Source organism: Paenarthrobacter sp. 10L412, from assembly GCF_056395565.1.
In genome coordinates, this window is the sequence record NZ_JBFTJT010000013.1 from 121,315 (window position 1) to 137,115 (window position 15,801).

Genomic DNA, 15,801 nt, shown 5'->3' on the forward strand with positions numbered 1-15,801 from the left:
CGCCACTGCCGGAGTTCCCCGGGGCAGAAAGTTGAGTTGGATGTCGGGCGTTAGATTTGCTGTCTGATGTGGGGATTGCGCGCGTAGAAGCCGACGAGGGGCACGATCAGTAGGCCGAGTACAAATTGTTGCGCGTTGTTGTTCAGGCCGTAGCCCACCAAGAGCGAGGTCAAGGCGATCAGGACGAGCACGCCGACGAGAGTGCTGCCATATCCGCCCCTGCCGCCAAGCAAGGAGGTTCCGCCCACGGCAACTGCGGCCACGGTGAGGAACAGGTAGGGATCGCCCACACGCACGAACGCTCCACCAGTGAAGCCGAGCAGGAGTATTCCTGTGGCTCCTGAGAAGAGACCGCTAAGCGCGTAGACAGTGACCCACCTGCGCGGTTCAGAGATGAGCATGAGCCGCGCGGCTGAGCGGTTACCACCTAAGGCGTAGGTGCTCCGGCCAAACCACGTTGAACGCATGATGAAGATCAGGGCAGCGGCGAGAACAAGCCAAATGAGGATGACTGGAGGTACAGGGAGACCCAGCGTTTCTCCGCTCAGCGAGGAAATGTTGGCGAGCCAATCGGGTACTACACCGCTCGTGCCCCCGGCATTCGATGCGCCTGCGCTGGTGAGAACCTGCGTTGCCCCCACCGTGGCGAATCCAACACCCAGCGTCACGATGAGAGCTTGATTCTGGAGATGGAGACTTATGAGGCCGTTTATCGTGCCGACGACGATGCCGAGAACAAGAGTTATCACGATCGCCATGCCTGCCGGTACTCCAGAGCTGATCATGTAGAGGGTCCCGATGTTGGCCGAACCGATCAAGTAGGGAATGGAAAGGTCAAGCCCGCCGAGCAACGCGCAGAGAGTCTGCCCAACCGATGCCAGTCCAAGGAATGCGCCGAGCAGCAGCATGGAGCGAACATTCGAGCCAGAGAGGAAACCTTGTACTGTGGCGGCTCCGACGGCAAGCAATGCCGCCAGCATGATGAGCCCGAGGATGACGTTCTTTTGCCCCGAGGCCTTGGACAGCAGCGGTACCCGGATGGTGCGTTGCTGCGCTTTTACGGTTGTCATGATGCCTTTACCTCCTGGCGCTTGCGCCACAGTGATGGGATTATCACGCTGATCAGAAGTGCTGCGACCAGGATGAGGCCGTACGAGAGCTGCACAACGAATGAAGCCAATGACCCCAGCGAGAACGTGGTCAGAGTGAATGAGATAAGGGTGACGGCGATGGCCCCGGGAATGGAGCCCAATACGCCGCCGCGGCCGCCCGCAAGGCTGATGCCTCCAAGCACCAGGGCCGTGATCGCTGCGAGTGTGTAGGTGCCTCCTTGGGTGGGGTTTCCCGATGCTATTTGACCGGTGTAGGCCAGGCCGCCAGCACCAATCAGCAACCCGGAAATACCGTGGGCGACTACGCGGATCATTGTTACGGGTACTCCGCTGACGAACGCGGTGCGCTGGTTCGACCCCACGAGCCTTAGGTTCGTGAACAGTTGGGTCCTGGTGAATGCCCACCAACCCAATATTGCCGTGATCAGAACTATCGTCATTGGGGCGAGTATCGACCTGCCGGATCCCCATTCAGCGAGCCATCTCGGAGCTTGTCCGCCCGGTTGTGCAAGGATGACCAGGTTGATCCCGGACAGTGCCAGGAATGCACTCAGAGTCACGATCACAGGTTCGATGCGAGCGACCGTAATGACGATGGCCTGGATGATTTGTATCAAGACTCCAATGCCAAGTGCCCATGCGATGACAGCAACGGGTGACCCTATCTGTTGGTCGAAGAGGACTTTGACAAGGGTGACATTGACGAAGATCATCAGCGGACCGGCGGACAGATCGACGCCACTGCCCACCAGGGCCGTGACGGTAATTCCCATCACGACAAGGACCAGAGGTACGGCCGAGACCAGCAGCCCTCCGATTCCGCTGGCGGTGAAGAGGTAAGGCGCGCGTACTTCGCACACGATGAGAAGGACGGCAAGCAAACCCCACGCGGCGAATGCGTAGGCAGATTTGCTGGTGAATCTGCCGAATCGGCTTTGTTGTTTCATTGCTGTTCCACCAGTGCTTTCTCGACGTCGAAGTCTGCTTCAAGGTGACCGAACATTCCGGCAAGAACGCGATCGGAGGTGATGTTGTCGCCGGTCACCCAACCCAGGAGTGCGCCATCGCGGAAAACAGCCACACGGTCGCAGAGCCCGATGAGTTCATCGATTTCAGTAGAGAGATAAATGATTCCGGCTCCTTCCAAGGCGAGATGTTCCAACTGGGCATACAGTTCACGCTTTGTGCTGATGTCGACTCCCCGTGCGGGATCGTTGAGGGCAACAACCTGCGGATCTTGAGCCAGTTCCCGACCGATGAGGACCTTTTGTTGATTACCGCCGCTGAGGGAGGTGATGGGATTCGACGATGCGCCTGACCGTAGCTTCAGGGTTTTGGACATGTCATCAAAGCGCGCGGAGATGGCAGTCCTGTCGATGACGCCGGCACGGCGGTGATGACGGTACAACGGCATTCCGAAATTCTCGAAAATGCTGAGATTTGGGAAAATCCCCTCCTTGCGTCGATCGCCTGAAATATAGGAGACGTTCGCTGCTATAGCCTCTGCCAGGTTGTTAATTGGGTGCTCTGCGCCGGTCCTGGCAGTGGCGGTAACTTCGCCGTTGATTGCCTGTCGGACGCCCGTGAGGGTTTGGAGGAACTCAGCCTGACCTTGACCGTCCAGCCCGGCAAAGCCGACGATCTCGCCACTATGCAGCACAAAGTCCGAAGGCCGTGCTCCCTGCGTTGCCACGAGACCGGCCGCTTGAAGGACGATTTCTGCTGTTCCGCCCTTGGAGACCCTGCGCGATTGAGTTGCCAGGCCGTTCCGCTCCTTGACGCCGGTCATGAGTTCAATGAGGCGGGATTCGGTGATCTCGCTGCCTCTGAGGATGCCGACGTCGATTCCGTCGCGCAGAACCGTTGCACTGTCGGCGAAAGTCGTGAGCTCAGCGATACGGTGAGTAACAATCACGACGCAGACACCTTCGGAACGGAGCCGCTCCATTTGGGCGTAAAGCCGTGCGGCCCCTGATAGGTCGAGCGCCGCGGTGGACTCATCGAAGATCACTACTCTCGGGGAACGGACAAGGGCGCGCGCAATGGTGACCCATTGCCGGTCTGCCAGACTCAGGGTTTCCACCAATGCCGAGGCGTCGACGGGATGGCCCATAAGCTGCTCCAGCACATCGGTTGCACGTCGGTGCTGCTCACTCCTGGACATGCGGGAGCGCCATACGCCCTGCGATCCAATGAAAACGTTGTCCGAAATACTGGCGCCTTCTGCGACGAGGACTTCCTGGAACACGGTCGCGACGCCTGTCTTGAGTGCCTCGGCGGGACTCGACACGTGGTGACCATGGATGTCCACGGATCCTTCGTCGGGGAGAACGATGCCGGACATGATTTTCGCCAGCGTGCTTTTCCCGCTCCCGTTCTCACCGACAATGGCGTGGATTTCCCCAGCACGCGCGGAGAAGCTCGCTCCCCGCAGGGCCTGTGTCTCCCCGAAGGACTTCTTCACGTCCTGGATTGCTACTGCTGTCTCGTGATAGTCGGCCACCATTGCACTCGGGGCCGAATCGAGGTTCAGGTCTTCATTGACCATTATTTTGTCCTTACGGTCGGTATCTGCTTCATCCCTCCTCGGGAAGGAGTGCAGATCACACCAAAAACTGCCCAGTACGATTGTCCCAATGCATTTTTGTCATACAAACAGCTCTTTGCTTGAGTATAGGAGCGGGATGGTGTTAGGGCAATAGACTCTTGGGGTGCGAGAAGATGAACCAGAAGAACGTGACGCGATGACGTGTCGGACAATCCGATCGCCAGTCATTATGGCCGCTCCGGCCCTGACCGTAGTACCCTAGGTCAAGGCATGTTCACGACGGGAGGGGAGGCTGTCATGGAGTCACCACTGGGTTTGAGGCTGCAGCGCGACGACATGTCGCTGCGGAAACTGGCCGAAAACACACTGCGGGACGCTATCTTGTACGGCGCCTTCACGCCCGGGCAAAAACTCATAGAACGGGACCTCTGCGACAGGCTCGGTGTTAGTCGTACCCTCCTAAGGGAAGCGCTGAAGCAATTGGAGGCCGAAGGGCTGATAACCAACGTGGTCCACAAGGGCCCGTCAGTTGCGGTGATCACCGAAGAAGACGCCCGTGAAATTTATGAGGCGAGGGGGCTCATCGAAGGGCACCTCGCGTATTGCTTCACGCTCAAGGCGTCAGACGCCGAAATCGACAAACTCGCAGCCTCTGTTCGGACTCTCCATGAGTCGGACATTGCTGCCAACCAAATAAACGTACTCCAGGCGAAGAACGGGTTCTACGAAGTTCTCTTCGCCGGGTCCGGAAACCACGTACTCGCGCAGATGCTCCAGCAGCTGAACAATCGTGTAACCATGCTGCGTAGGATGACCCTGTCCTCCCCGGGTCGGTTTGACCAGACGGTGGCTGAGTTGGACGAAATCGTTCAGGCGGTCCGTAGCCGAGATGCTGACGAGGCCAGCAGGCTGTGCCGTGCCCACGTTAAGAATGCCGGTGATATTGCGCTTGCCAGTTTCACCACCGCTGATGCCGAAGGTGCGCCCAGCGGGCACTCGGCCGTGGGGGCAAGTTAGTTCGATCCGGGCAGTGTCACTTCCCGCTTCGCTGTAGTCGGGGAGTAGTGGTCGGCCTACTCAGCCGCGCACTTCGGCGCCCGAATCTCCGTCCGGAGTGTCAATCCCCGGTGCGTTTCGTCGTCGCTGACGCGCCCTCCGACGACAGCAGTACCGCATCCAGCAGTCCCGGGAACCTCGCCTGGAGGTCGTCGTTTCGTAGTTTGCTGATACGGGATGTTCCCCGGTAGTGCTGTCGAATGACGCCTGCCTCCCGAAGCACGCGGAAGTGGTGCGTCGACGTGGATTTGCTCACGGGCAGCTCAAATGCGATGCATGCCATGTCGTCGTGCCCCATGGCCAGGTCCCCGACAATTTTCAGGCGGATGGGATCCGATAGCGCGTGCAGAACTGCCTCGAGTCGAATCTCTTCAGGCTCGGGGTGATCCAATAGTCGCGCCTCGGATGTAACTATGGCAGAGCGCATTGTGTCCCTTTCGTTGGTCATCATCAAAGGTACGATACACATCGTAGTTTGACAATATACATACTACGATGCTTATCGTACTTAGGGCCGCTTGCGAACAACGCTGGCTGCCGTCCTCCACGCAGAACCAAGAAGGAGATTTCCTTGAGTAGCCTTTTCGCTCCCCTTAAGCTGCGGGATCTAACAATTCCGAACCGGGTTTGGATGTCCCCGATGTGCATGTACTCGGCCGCTGCCGATGGCCCGGAAACGGGCGTCCCCACGGATTTCCATTTGACCCACTTGGCCAGTCGTGCGGCAGGCGGTGCCGGCCTGGTCATGGTCGAAGCGACCGGTGTCCGGCCGGACGGGCGCATCAGCCAGTGGGATCTGGGGCTGTGGAATGACGAGCAAGAAGAGTCTTTTGGCCGTATAGCAGCAGCAATCCGGTCTTATGGTTCACTGCCCGCTATCCAGCTGGCCCACGCGGGGAGAAAGGCGTCCGTTGACAAGCCTTGGATTTCTGACGGCTACTTAGACGAACGCGACGGCGGCTGGACAGCGGTCGGCCCCAGCCAGGAAGCCTTCCAGGGACTGTCTCTGCCAACGGAGCTGTCCGTCGCCGAAATCAAGCAGCTCGTCACCGACTTCGCCGAATCTGCAAAGCGAGCCCTCAAAGCGGGCTTTGAGGTTGTCGAGGTTCACGGTGCTCATGGATACCTGATCCACTCATTCTTATCTCCGGCGTCCAACAAGCGCACGGATGCCTATGGCGGAAGCTTCGAAAACAGGATGCGTTTTGCGCTCGAGGTAGTGGACGCCGTCAGGACAGTTTGGCCCCAGGACCTCCCGGTCTTCTTCCGTACCTCAGCCACCGACTGGCTAAGCGAGAACGACGATGATCCCCGCGAGGGTTGGACCGCAGACGACACCGTCCGTCTGGCCAAAGAACTACAGGCTCACGGGGTCGATTTCCTTGACGTTTCCACCGGAGGCATCGTTCGGGACGCCAAGATTCCTGCCCGCCCCAACTATCAAGTTCCCTTTGCGGGGCAAGCACGCGACCAAGCTGGAATTGCTACCGGTGCTGTGGGACTTATCACCGACGCCCACCAGGCTGAGGACATACTGAAAACCGGACAAGCAGATGCCGTATTCCTTGGCCGCGAGCTGCTCCGCAACCCGTACTGGCCGCAGCAGGCTGCCAGTGAGCTCGGCATCGAACCCCAGTGGCCCGCACAATATGGCTACGCCGCACAACGTCGCAAGAAGTAGGAAGGTCTCTCCATGAATCACTTGCATAACAAGACCATCATCATCACCGGCGCATCATCAGGCATCGGTGCCGCAGCAGCCAAGGCCTTGGCAGCACATGGCGCGAAACTGGTGCTCGCTGCCCGGGACCAGGATCGCCTCGACGCCCTCGTCGGGGAGATTCGTGCTTCTGGGGGAACCGCGGCAGCGCGTGTCGCCGACGTTACGGATTCTGCAGATATGGACGCTCTGGCCCATTATGCTGTCGAGACCTTTGGTGGCGTCGACATCTTGGTCAACAACGCCGGACTCATGTTGTTCTCCGCCTGGAAGGATTTGGCCGTCAACGACTGGGGCCGGATGATCGATACGAACATCCGGGGGTATCTCAACGGTATCCAGGCTGTCCTGCCCATGATGCTGGAGCGTCAATCAGGCTACATCTTGAACATGGCGTCTGTTGCGGGTCATCAGATCGGCGACTCTGCCGGGGTATACAGCGCAACCAAGTTCTTCGTACGAGCCATCACGGAGAGCATGCGCAAGGAACTCGGAGTGCAACACGGTATTCAGGCCAGCACTATCAGCCCCGGAGTCATCGACACCGGGTGGGCCGACAAAGTGGGCGACCCCGCTGGACGCGCAGCAGCCAAAGAGCTCAATGCACTGGCCATTACCCCGGAGGCTGTGGCCGACGCCGTGGTTTATGTCCTTAACCAACCAGCAAATACCACCGTCAACGATTTGGTGATCTCCCCAACCCGCCAGAATTGGTGACATCAGATGCACCGGGAAGGGGCCGTTCCTTGGAACGGCCCCTTCCCGGTGCAGTTAGTCGCGCTGGTGACGTGGGGTACCTGTCCGCCCTGACGTGAGCGTTAAGCCCAGCAATGCTGTGGCACCGGTCGCCGACGCCAATAGACTGAGCGCACTCACAGGACCGGCGAGGTCGTCACCACAAAAAGCCAACGCCAGTAAACCGGATATCACGGCCCCGGTTGCTGCCACAGACAGCGACTCTGCGGCACTGGTACGACGACGGAGAGACGGAACGGACAGGACCACTGAAGCAACACCCGCACCTATCCCCAGGAAAATCATCACCGTCTGCATGGATCAGCCCCACATTCCTGGTCGACCTGAGCGACTTCCATCCGGCTAAAGCTGAATCCCGGTGTATTTGGTTTCTTGGTAGGCCTCGAGGCCTTCGGTTCCGCCCTCGCGTCCCAGTCCGGAGGCGTTTGTTCCGCCGAAGGGTGCGGACGGGTTGGAGACGAGTCCGCGGTTGATGCCGGTCATACCGGCATCTATGGCGTTTGCGACGCGCAGCGCACGGGAGAGGTTTTCGGTGAAGACGTAGGAGGCCAGCCCGTATGGGGTGTTGTTGGCTTCGTGAATAGCTTCGGCTTCAGTAGCGAACTCGTATATTGCTGCGACGGGACCGAAGATTTCCTCGGTGCGGATGTCTGCGTTTGCTGGGATGTTAGTCAGGACCGTGGCAGGGTAGTAAGAACCAGGGCCCTCGGGAATAGTTCCGCCCGTCAGGCAAACGGCGCCCTTGGCGATGGCGTCGGCAACCAATGCAGCCACCGTATTTACTTGTTTTGCATCCACAAGCGGACCCAGATCCGTGTCGGGGTGTGCGCCGTCGCCGAGACGAGCAGCAGCCATCCGCTCGGTGAAACGGGCAGTGAATTCGGCCGCAATGCCACTTTGCACATAGATGCGGTTGGCGCCGACGCAGGATTGGCCGCCGTTGCGGAGTTTGGCGAGCATGGCGCCTTCGACAGCCTGCTCAAGGTCGGCGTCATCGAACACGATCAGTGGAGCGTTGCCCCCGAGCTCCATGGACGTGTTCATGACGTTCTCGGCTGCTTGGGCCAAGAGCGCACGCCCAACCTGTGTCGATCCGGTAAAGGAGATCTTCCGGACTCGTGAGTCCTTCATAATTGCGGCGATAACGTCGCGGGAATTGGAGGTGGTGATGACGTTGACAACACCGGCAGGGGCGCCTGCTTCTTCGAGAACCCGGGCCAGTAACAGCGAAGTCAAGGGGGTCAGCTCGGCGGGCTTAAGAATCGTTGTACACCCTGCGGCGAGGGCCGGGGCGATCTTCCGTGCGCCCATCGCGAGCGGGAAGTTCCAGGGCGTGATCAACAGGGAAGGCCCCACGGGACGTTTGGAGACGGCGATCTGGTAATTGCCTCCGGGTTCGACGCCGAACTGGCCTTCGGTGTGTATCCGACCGGCGGATTCGGCGAACCAGCGGAAAAACCCGGCACCGTAATCGACTTCAGTCTGGGCTTCCGGGAGAGGCTTACCCATTTCCGCGGTGATCAGTGCCGCGAACTCGTCGCGACGAGCCAGGATTCCTTCGTAGGTGCGAAAGAGGATGTCGGCGCGTTCCCGGGCAGGGGTCGCAGCCCAGGCAGGCTGTGCGTCGACCGCGGCATCGACAGCAGACATGCCGTCTTGAACCGTTGCAGAGGGAACTTCCGCGATGGGTTCTCCAGTTGCCGGGTTTGCGACTGTGAGAGTTGCAGCGTTGCTCGAGGCGATCCATGAGCCGCCGATGGGCATAAGCTTCTCCGGAAATCCAAGCGGGGGAGCGGAAGCAGTTGTGGTCATTTCCATTGAAGTTCTCGTGCTTTCAGCAGATGGGCACTGCCGGGCCCGCTCGGGCCCGGCAAGTGATTGATTGTTGGCTACTTTGACTCGGTGAGTTGTGGGGTGAGCCAGTTTTGGAAGCGGTTGCCGTGGGTGACGGGGTCGATGAGGAGGAGTTTGGTGTTGGGTTCGTTGCCGGGTTCGGTGCGGGTGTGGATGAACCAGGGTCCGTCTTGGGTGAGGGTTTGTTTCAGGGCGAGGGTGAGTTCTTCGGTGTTGTTGGCGCGGAGGACCTTGAGGTCGACGGATTTGGCGAAGCGTCCGAGGTCGATGGTGACGGCTTGGGTGGGGATGGAGGCGGTGGAGGCGTAGACGCCGTTGTCGAGCAGGATGATGACGAGGTTTTCGGGGGCGAGGTAGCCGGCGGTGATGGCTGAGCCGGGGTTCATCAGGAGGGATCCGTCGCCTTCGATGACGACGGCGCGGGTGACGGGGGTGTTTTTGATGGCTTGGGCGATGCCGGTGCCGACGGAGATGGCCAGGCCCATGGCGTCCAGGAGGTAGAGGTGGTTGGGGCGGTCGGCGACGGCGGCCAGTTCGCGGGAGGTCGCGGCGCAGGTCGCGATCACAGGAACGTCCGGGGTGGTCTCAACAATGGCCCGGAGGGCTTCGATGCGTTTCATGCTTTTGCCTTTGCGTCTTTGGGGTCGAAGAATTCCATGAGGACCACGACGGGTCGGAAGGTCATGCGGGCGTGGTTGCCGGCTTCGGCGACGGTCGCGCCCCAGTCCTGGGCCGAATTGCGGCGGTCGACTTGGAACACGGGGATGTTGGTGGAGGCCAGCAGTGCGGGGACGGGTGCGGAGATGGTGTGGATCATGGAGTTGTACTCGCCGAGCCCGCCGCGGGTGTTCGCGACGATGAGCAGGGGCAGGTGGTAGGACACGGCGAAGGTGGTGAGTGCGGTCAGGGCGTTGCCGAAGCCGTTGTCCTGCATGATGATGACCCCGAATTTCCCGGCGAACGGGTAGGCGCCGACGACGCCGATGGCTTCTTCTTCGCGGGAGACGGGGTAGACCAGGGGCAGGTCGCCGTTGGTTTGGGCGGTGAGGACGCCGTTGATGATCGGAGCAATGCTGGCGGAGGGGACGTACGCGACGCCGTCGGGGGCCAGGCGCACGATCGCGTCCACCACTTCGCTGTGGCGGTCCTGGGTGATGGTGGTAGTCATGGGTGGTCAGGCTCCCTTGGGGTGTGGTGTGGTCAGGGTCTGGACGATGCGTCGCAGGCCTTCGGTGAGGTCATCGATGTGGCAGGCGTAAGAGATCCGGATGGAGTGGGTACCACCGTCGGGGTCGAACGCGATCCCCGGAACGACGGCGACGCGTTGTTCCTCGAGGAGTCGTAGCGCCAGTTGTTCGGCTGGTTCGGCGGTCTCGGGTGTGTAGGTGAGGTAGAAGTAGAAGGCGCCGTCGGGTTGGCTGACCGTGACGCCGGGAACGCCGGTGAGGATCTTGAGACCGGCTTTGCGTCGTTCCTGGAATTGGATGCGCATCGCTTCCGCCTCGGGGCCCGCGTGGCGGAGGGCTGCGGCCGCGCCCGGTTGGAGGAAGGTGGGGGCGCAGACGGTGGTGTACTGGCGGACTCTTAGTGCCGGTGTGATGAGTTCTTTAGGGCCGGCGAGCCAGCCGAGGCGCCATCCGTCCATGGCGAAGGCTTTCGCAAAGCCGCCGATGACCAAGGTCCGTTCGCGAAGGTTCCCTACGGCGGCCGGGGACTGGTGGCGGATCTCGTCGTAGACGAGGTCGGCGTAGATTTCATCGGACATCAGCAGCGCGTCGGTCCGTTCCAGGACGCTGGCGAGTCTTTCGATTTCCTCGGCCGTTGCGACACCGCCGGTGGGGTTGTTCGGGGTGCAGAGGATGACCATGCGTGTCGCGGGGGTGATTGCGGCGGCGATCGCGTCGACATCGAGACTGTAATCATTGTCCGCGTCGAGCCGGACAGGGACAGGGGTGGCGCCGGCCAGACGGATGCAGGACTCGTAGTGCGCCCAGGCCGGGACGGGGAAGATCACTTCATCGCCGGGGCCGCAGAAGGCCATCAATGCAAGGAACACCGCTTCGTTCGCGCCGATCGTGACGAGTACTTCGGTGCCCGGGTCATAGCCGGTCCCGCGGCGCTCTTGCAGATACCCGCTGATTGCCTGGCGAAGATCCATCGTTCCTGCGTTAGGGCCGTAGTGGACTTCCCCGCGGTCCAACGATGCAGCCGCTGCGTCCTTGGCTACCTGCGGGGTATCAAAATCCGGGCGTCCGATCTCGAAGTGATACACCTTCTCACCTGCAGCTTCCAACGCCGCAGCCTTATCAAAGATCGCCCGAATAGGCGACGGACCAATATCCCGCAACCGATCAGCAAACCGTCCAAACCGTGTAGTGGTAGCGGTACTCATAGGGATACTCCAATTTCAGGGGATACAGGTGGTGGAATCGAGCCTGCATCGAAAGCAGGCGGTCTTCTTGAATGCAGCATCCCGCGATCCGGACAGGTTCCGAATGGAGTGCTGGGATAGTGTGGTAGACGTGACCAGCAAGCCTCCAACTGCAAGAATGTTAACATTATGAAATCTGACACCACAGCAAATGTCAAGAACGGAACCCTTCGTGCACCCCTGAAACGTCGCGGTATGGCCCAGGATGTCGCGGACCGGATCCGTGACGCGATTCTGGCCGGTGAAATACCTCCCGGGGAGCGGATCAATGAAGTGGAGATGGCTGCGTCCTTATCCGTTAGTCGTGGACCGGTGAGGGATGCCATCGTTTTGCTGCGGCAGGAGGGCCTACTTCAAGGCGACTGGCACCGGGGATCGCGGGTTACCGTCTTTACGCACAAAGACCTCGAAGAGATCTACTCGCTCCGGTACTCGATAGAGTTGCTCGCCGTTCAGCGGCTGATTGCACACCGCACCGAGAGGGATTTGGACCTACTTCAGGTGCGTGCCGAGGACATTGAACGGGCTGCCGCCCTGGGGGATAGGGGCGACATGCTCCAATCGGACATTGCGTTTCATGATGCGATCTACGCCTGTGCCGGTCACGAGAGATTGGAGCAGGTTTGGTTGGGCCTGCGTTCGCAAATCGCGCTGCTTCTCCTTAATCGACAGCAAGGCCATGATGACTACAGGACCCGCATCGGCCCTGAGCATTGGGAAATGTTCCGCGTGATCCGCGACAAGGATGGTGCGAAGGCTGAAGAGCTGGTGCGTGAGCACATCGAGACTGCGTTCGAAAGAATCAAAGCCGACCTCGACAGCAGGGAACGCCTCGAAGGGGCGGGCTAGTCACATGTCCTTCTGAAAGTCCGCCGGTGGACGAAGCCCGGTGCCGGCTTCGTCCAGGTTTGGAGCTCTCTCGGCGGACTTGCCCTCTCAGTGTCTTTGCCGTACAAATGTTAACATTCTTACTTTCGTAACTTAGGTCACATGGGAATTCAGGGAAGAAGCCCTGCACCTCCCGCCACGACCGTCGAGACGAAATATCCCCGAACGAATGGCGAACATGGAACTGCAAAAGTTTGTTGACAGCACTTCTGAAGCTGCTGGTGATGAGAAGAAGGCGATGATCTCCATCCGGGGGGTCAGCAAGCATTTCGGACCTCTGCACGTCCTCCGTGATGTCAATCTTGAGGTTGCCCAGGGTCAGGTTGTGGTTGTCTTGGGTCCCTCAGGCTCGGGAAAATCGACTCTCTGCCGAACTATCAACAGGTTGGAGACTGTCGAAGCCGGCACAGTCGCCGTCGACGGCAAGCCTCTTCCCAACGAAGGCAAGGCGCTGACGCGCTACAGGGCCGACGTCGGAATGGTCTTTCAGTCATTCAACCTCTTTGCCCACAAAACCATTCTCGAAAACGTCATGCTTGCGCCACTCAAGGTGCGACGAATCGGAAAGGCCGAGGCTCAGACGCGGGCAATGGCCCTGCTCGAGCGAGTAGGAATAGCAAATCAGGCGCATAAGCTCCCCGCCCAGCTTTCGGGTGGGCAGCAACAGCGTGTTGCCATTGCCAGGGCGTTGGCCATGGAGCCGAAGGTGATGCTTTTCGACGAACCTACCTCGGCTCTTGACCCGGAAATGGTCACCGAAGTACTGGATGTCATGACGTCGCTGGCACAAGGAGGCATGACGATGCTCGTAGTCACGCACGAGATGGGCTTCGCTCGACGCGCCGCCGACCGGGTGGTGTTCATGGCCGATGGTCAGATCCTCGAGGACACAACCCCTGACCGGTTTTTTGACAACCCAACCACCGAGCGGGCCAAAGAGTTCCTCGGCAAGATCCTCAGCCACTGACAAGCCACCCCAATCTAGAAAGCAGCACATCGTGAAGCTCAAGTTCCTGGCCATTCCGGCCGCAGCGCTGTTCCTTGCCAGCTCGATCGCCGGTTGCTCCGGTGCATCCGACAAAGCGAAAACAGTTGAAGCAAGCGCTCAATCGGGCCACCTCACCATCGGTATTTCCTTTGATCGCCCAGGGCTTGGAATCAAGACTCCGGACGGATCATTCAAGGGTTTCGATGTTGACGTTGCCAAGTACGTCGCCAAGAAGCTTGGCGTTGAGGAGTCTTCCATCACCTGGAAGGAAGCGACTCCGGCGCAGCGTGAGAGCCTGATCCAGAACGGGCAGGTGGATTATGTGGTGAATACCTACAGCATCAACGACGCCCGAAAGGAGAAGGTCGCCTTCGCGGGGCCCTACTTCCTGGCTGGCCAGTCGCTCCTGGTTCGTTCTGACTCCACGGACATCACGGGCCCGGAGTCCCTGAATGGGGGCAAAAAGTTGTGCTCGGTGACCGGTTCCACACCAGCACAGAACATCAAGAAGAACTACAGCAAGGACGCGCAGCTTCAGGAGTACGACACCCCTTCCGCATGCGTTGAAGCCCTGAAGAGCGGCGCCGTTGACGCAATGACCACGGATGATATTCAACTTGCCGGTTACGCAGCTGCCAATCAGGGAAAGCTGAAGCTTGTTGGCAGTACCTTCAGCAAGGAGAACTACGGCATTGGTCTGAAGAAAGATGACACCGCGGGCCGTGCCAAGATCAACGACGCCATTCAGTCCATGATCGACGACGGATCGTGGGCCAAAGCGTTTGAGAGCAACGTTGGACCGTCCGGTTATGCATTGCCCGCCACGCCAGTGGTAGACCGCTACTAGTCGGGGCAGCCAGACAAGAGACTGGATATTTAACATGAACATCCTCAACGAATACGGGGATCAGATCCTGGCGGCCTTCCTGATCACCCTGCAACTCACGGCGCTGTCGGCACTGGGCTCGTTGGTATTGGGCACTGTACTGACTGCCATGCGGGCTTCACCCATTTGGGCGATGCGGACGCTTGCTACCGGGTACGTGAACATTGTCCGGAATACCCCTTTGACCCTTGTGGTGCTTTTCGCATCGTTCGGATTGGCGCAGCAACTCGGCATCACCTTGGCAGATCCAAAGTCCCCCACATCCATCACAGACAGTTCGTTCCGGCTGGCTGTCCTGGCCTTCAGCCTGTACACGTCGACGTTCGTATCCGAAGCGCTAAGGTCCGGTATTAATACGGTCCCTCCCGGCCAGTCGGAAGCAGCCCGGTCGTTGGGCCTGAACTTTATGCAGGGATTGGGCCACATCGTCCTGCCGCAGGCCTTCCGGGCGGTCATTGCGCCTTTGGGCAGCATCCTCATTGCGTTGACCAAAAACACAACGGTTGCCTCCGTCATAGGTGTGGCTGAAGCCGCTCTTCTGATGAAGGAAATGATAGAGAACACCTCCGCCCTCATCGTTGTTGGGCTGATCTTCGGGGCCGGCTTCATGTGCCTGACTCTTCCGACCGGCGCGGCTTTCGGATACCTAAGTAGGAAGTTTGAGGTCAAGCGATGAGCAACACTCGAGCGCCCATCAACAATCTGTATGACGTCCCCGGGCCCAAGGGGCAAATTCTGAATGTCCTCATCAGCGCTCTGTGCGTCGTTGGGCTGGCAGCGGCCGGATGGTTCGTGGCGTCAGCCCTGGCAGACAAGGGTCAACTGGCGCCGGAGAAGTGGCAGCCATTTCTCACGCCGGAAATGTGGCAGACGTACCTTCTGCCCGGGATTGTGGGAACGCTCCAGGCTGCGGTGTTTGCCATAATCCTCGCCATAATTCTGGGTATCCTGCTCGGCGTCGGACGTCTCTCCGACAATCGGTTCGTGCGCTACGCGTGCGCCGCCGTGGTGGAGTTCTTCCGGGCAATTCCGCTGCTGATTCTGATGATTTTCTGCTTTCAGCTCTTCGCCGACTACGACTTGTTCCCGTCAACCGATCTGGCAGTTGCGGCAGTGGTTACCGGCCTTGCTCTGAGCAACGGGGCCGTGATTGCAGAGATTGTGCGCGCAGGAATCAAAGCCATTCCGCGAGGCCAAGGGGAAGCTGCTGTGGCTCTTGGGCTGGGCAGTGGACAAACCCTCCGTATGATTCTTCTGCCCCAGGCAATCACGGCAATGCTCCCGGCAATCGTCGCTCAATTGGTTGTGGCGCTGAAGGACACTGCGCTTGGTTACCAAATCACCTACGTGGAAGCAGTGCGGCAAGGAATCCAGGCCGGCTCTGCGTATTCGAATTACATACCGGCGCTGGTAGTGATCGCGCTTGTGATGATTGTCATCAATCTGGGACTATCGCGACTGGCAACGTACATTGAGCTTCGACTCCGAAGCGGCCGCAAGGCCCCCGCCGAGTCAAAGGTTGGCGACGTCCTGGTTCCCCAGACCTAGATGCGGGCGATCAT

The 15,801-nt window shown here is 59.6% G+C and carries 17 protein-coding genes; 8 read left to right on the forward strand and 9 right to left on the reverse strand.

Going from position 1 to position 15,801, the window contains the following annotated elements; genetic code table 11:
• Window positions 1–50: 50 nt before the first annotated feature.
• From AC1DD7_RS18425 to AC1DD7_RS18435, 3 genes are read right to left on the reverse strand one after another with little or no spacing between them, the layout of a single operon-like run.
• Window positions 51–1,070, reverse strand: a complete 1,020-nt coding sequence (locus AC1DD7_RS18425) for an ABC transporter permease (RefSeq protein ID WP_285241555.1) — start codon at window positions 1,068–1,070, stop codon at window positions 51–53.
• A complete protein-coding gene (locus AC1DD7_RS18430; RefSeq protein ID WP_477516075.1) occupies window positions 1,067–2,059 on the reverse strand; it encodes an ABC transporter permease in 993 nt (330 codons plus the stop codon). The genes AC1DD7_RS18425 and AC1DD7_RS18430 overlap by 4 nt, the downstream gene beginning before the upstream one ends.
• Window positions 2,056–3,660 (reverse strand): sugar ABC transporter ATP-binding protein, encoded by a 1,605-nt coding sequence (locus tag AC1DD7_RS18435; protein ID WP_477516076.1) that lies wholly within the window; start codon window positions 3,658–3,660, stop codon window positions 2,056–2,058. The genes AC1DD7_RS18430 and AC1DD7_RS18435 overlap by 4 nt, the downstream gene beginning before the upstream one ends.
• A gap of 297 nt (window positions 3,661–3,957) precedes the next feature.
• Here AC1DD7_RS18435 and AC1DD7_RS18440 point away from each other — a divergent pair, with 297 nt between their 5' ends.
• On the forward strand, window positions 3,958–4,677 hold the full coding sequence (locus AC1DD7_RS18440) for a GntR family transcriptional regulator (RefSeq protein WP_477516077.1): 720 nt from the start codon (window positions 3,958–3,960) through the stop codon (window positions 4,675–4,677).
• 100 nt (window positions 4,678–4,777) lie between these two features.
• Here AC1DD7_RS18440 and AC1DD7_RS18445 read toward each other — a convergent pair whose 3' ends face one another.
• On the reverse strand, window positions 4,778–5,167 hold the full coding sequence (locus AC1DD7_RS18445; protein WP_477516078.1) for an ArsR/SmtB family transcription factor: 390 nt from the start codon (window positions 5,165–5,167) through the stop codon (window positions 4,778–4,780).
• Window positions 5,168–5,287: 120 nt separating this feature from the next.
• On the opposite strand from AC1DD7_RS18445, the gene AC1DD7_RS18450 reads away from it, so the two are divergent.
• Window positions 5,288–6,397 (forward strand): NADH:flavin oxidoreductase/NADH oxidase, encoded by a 1,110-nt coding sequence (locus tag AC1DD7_RS18450; RefSeq protein WP_477516079.1) that lies wholly within the window; start codon window positions 5,288–5,290, stop codon window positions 6,395–6,397.
• Between the two features lie 12 nt (window positions 6,398–6,409).
• Window positions 6,410–7,153, forward strand: a complete 744-nt coding sequence (locus tag AC1DD7_RS18455; protein WP_477516080.1) for an SDR family oxidoreductase — start codon at window positions 6,410–6,412, stop codon at window positions 7,151–7,153.
• Window positions 7,154–7,207: 54 nt separating this feature from the next.
• On the opposite strand, the gene AC1DD7_RS18460 is transcribed toward AC1DD7_RS18455, so the two are convergent.
• The 5 genes from AC1DD7_RS18460 to AC1DD7_RS18480 form a co-directional block, all read right to left on the reverse strand.
• Entirely contained in the window at window positions 7,208–7,489 is a 282-nt protein-coding gene (locus tag AC1DD7_RS18460; RefSeq protein ID WP_477516081.1) for a hypothetical protein, read from the reverse strand.
• A gap of 45 nt (window positions 7,490–7,534) precedes the next feature.
• The gene (locus AC1DD7_RS18465; protein WP_477516082.1) at window positions 7,535–9,004 is read right to left on the reverse strand and encodes an NAD-dependent succinate-semialdehyde dehydrogenase; all 1,470 of its coding nucleotides are present in this window, start codon (window positions 9,002–9,004) and stop codon (window positions 7,535–7,537) included.
• A gap of 77 nt (window positions 9,005–9,081) precedes the next feature.
• Window positions 9,082–9,666 (reverse strand): thiamine pyrophosphate-dependent enzyme, encoded by a 585-nt coding sequence (locus tag AC1DD7_RS18470; protein WP_477516083.1) that lies wholly within the window; start codon window positions 9,664–9,666, stop codon window positions 9,082–9,084.
• Window positions 9,663–10,214, reverse strand: a complete 552-nt coding sequence (locus AC1DD7_RS18475; RefSeq protein WP_477516084.1) for a thiamine pyrophosphate-binding protein — start codon at window positions 10,212–10,214, stop codon at window positions 9,663–9,665. Before AC1DD7_RS18475 ends, AC1DD7_RS18470 begins: the two co-directional genes overlap by 4 nt.
• A 6-nt stretch (window positions 10,215–10,220) precedes the next feature.
• Window positions 10,221–11,438 (reverse strand): pyridoxal phosphate-dependent aminotransferase, encoded by a 1,218-nt coding sequence (locus tag AC1DD7_RS18480; protein WP_477516085.1) that lies wholly within the window; start codon window positions 11,436–11,438, stop codon window positions 10,221–10,223.
• 168 nt (window positions 11,439–11,606) lie between these two features.
• Here AC1DD7_RS18480 and AC1DD7_RS18485 point away from each other — a divergent pair, with 168 nt between their 5' ends.
• The 5 genes from AC1DD7_RS18485 to AC1DD7_RS18505 all read left to right on the forward strand — a co-directional run bounded on the left by AC1DD7_RS18485 (window position 11,607) and on the right by AC1DD7_RS18505 (window position 15,787).
• Window positions 11,607–12,326 (forward strand): GntR family transcriptional regulator, encoded by a 720-nt coding sequence (locus tag AC1DD7_RS18485; protein ID WP_477516086.1) that lies wholly within the window; start codon window positions 11,607–11,609, stop codon window positions 12,324–12,326.
• A 277-nt stretch (window positions 12,327–12,603) separates the two neighbouring features.
• A complete protein-coding gene (locus AC1DD7_RS18490; RefSeq protein WP_477516117.1) occupies window positions 12,604–13,332 on the forward strand; it encodes an amino acid ABC transporter ATP-binding protein in 729 nt (242 codons plus the stop codon).
• A 28-nt stretch (window positions 13,333–13,360) separates the two neighbouring features.
• Window positions 13,361–14,200, forward strand: coding sequence for a glutamate ABC transporter substrate-binding protein (locus tag AC1DD7_RS18495; RefSeq protein WP_429331906.1), 840 nt, complete (start codon window positions 13,361–13,363; stop codon window positions 14,198–14,200).
• Between the two features lie 34 nt (window positions 14,201–14,234).
• Window positions 14,235–14,915, forward strand: coding sequence for an amino acid ABC transporter permease (locus AC1DD7_RS18500; protein ID WP_477516087.1), 681 nt, complete (start codon window positions 14,235–14,237; stop codon window positions 14,913–14,915).
• Window positions 14,912–15,787, forward strand: coding sequence for an amino acid ABC transporter permease (locus AC1DD7_RS18505; RefSeq protein ID WP_431114743.1), 876 nt, complete (start codon window positions 14,912–14,914; stop codon window positions 15,785–15,787). The genes AC1DD7_RS18500 and AC1DD7_RS18505 overlap by 4 nt, the downstream gene beginning before the upstream one ends.
• Window positions 15,788–15,801 lie beyond the last annotated feature (14 nt).

Bases quoted from the DNA above. Each gene is read 5' to 3' on its own strand.
- AC1DD7_RS18505 (WP_431114743.1), top strand. From the start codon at position 14,912: ATGAGCAACACTCGAGCGCCCATCAACAATCTGTATGACGTCCCCGGG.
- AC1DD7_RS18480 (WP_477516085.1), bottom strand. From the start codon at position 11,438: ATGAGTACCGCTACCACTACACGGTTTGGACGGTTTGCTGATCGGTTG.
- AC1DD7_RS18465 (WP_477516082.1), bottom strand. From the start codon at position 9,004: ATGACCACAACTGCTTCCGCTCCCCCGCTTGGATTTCCGGAGAAGCTT.
- AC1DD7_RS18440 (WP_477516077.1), top strand. From the start codon at position 3,958: ATGGAGTCACCACTGGGTTTGAGGCTGCAGCGCGACGACATGTCGCTG.
- AC1DD7_RS18455 (WP_477516080.1), top strand. From the start codon at position 6,410: ATGAATCACTTGCATAACAAGACCATCATCATCACCGGCGCATCATCA.
- AC1DD7_RS18425 (WP_285241555.1), bottom strand. From the start codon at position 1,070: ATGACAACCGTAAAAGCGCAGCAACGCACCATCCGGGTACCGCTGCTG.
- AC1DD7_RS18490 (WP_477516117.1), top strand. From the start codon at position 12,604: ATGATCTCCATCCGGGGGGTCAGCAAGCATTTCGGACCTCTGCACGTC.
- AC1DD7_RS18445 (WP_477516078.1), bottom strand. From the start codon at position 5,167: ATGATGACCAACGAAAGGGACACAATGCGCTCTGCCATAGTTACATCC.
- AC1DD7_RS18470 (WP_477516083.1), bottom strand. From the start codon at position 9,666: ATGAAACGCATCGAAGCCCTCCGGGCCATTGTTGAGACCACCCCGGAC.
- AC1DD7_RS18460 (WP_477516081.1), bottom strand. From the start codon at position 7,489: ATGCAGACGGTGATGATTTTCCTGGGGATAGGTGCGGGTGTTGCTTCA.
- AC1DD7_RS18475 (WP_477516084.1), bottom strand. From the start codon at position 10,214: ATGACTACCACCATCACCCAGGACCGCCACAGCGAAGTGGTGGACGCG.
- AC1DD7_RS18435 (WP_477516076.1), bottom strand. From the start codon at position 3,660: ATGGTCAATGAAGACCTGAACCTCGATTCGGCCCCGAGTGCAATGGTG.
- AC1DD7_RS18500 (WP_477516087.1), top strand. From the start codon at position 14,235: ATGAACATCCTCAACGAATACGGGGATCAGATCCTGGCGGCCTTCCTG.
- AC1DD7_RS18430 (WP_477516075.1), bottom strand. From the start codon at position 2,059: ATGAAACAACAAAGCCGATTCGGCAGATTCACCAGCAAATCTGCCTAC.
- AC1DD7_RS18485 (WP_477516086.1), top strand. From the start codon at position 11,607: ATGAAATCTGACACCACAGCAAATGTCAAGAACGGAACCCTTCGTGCA.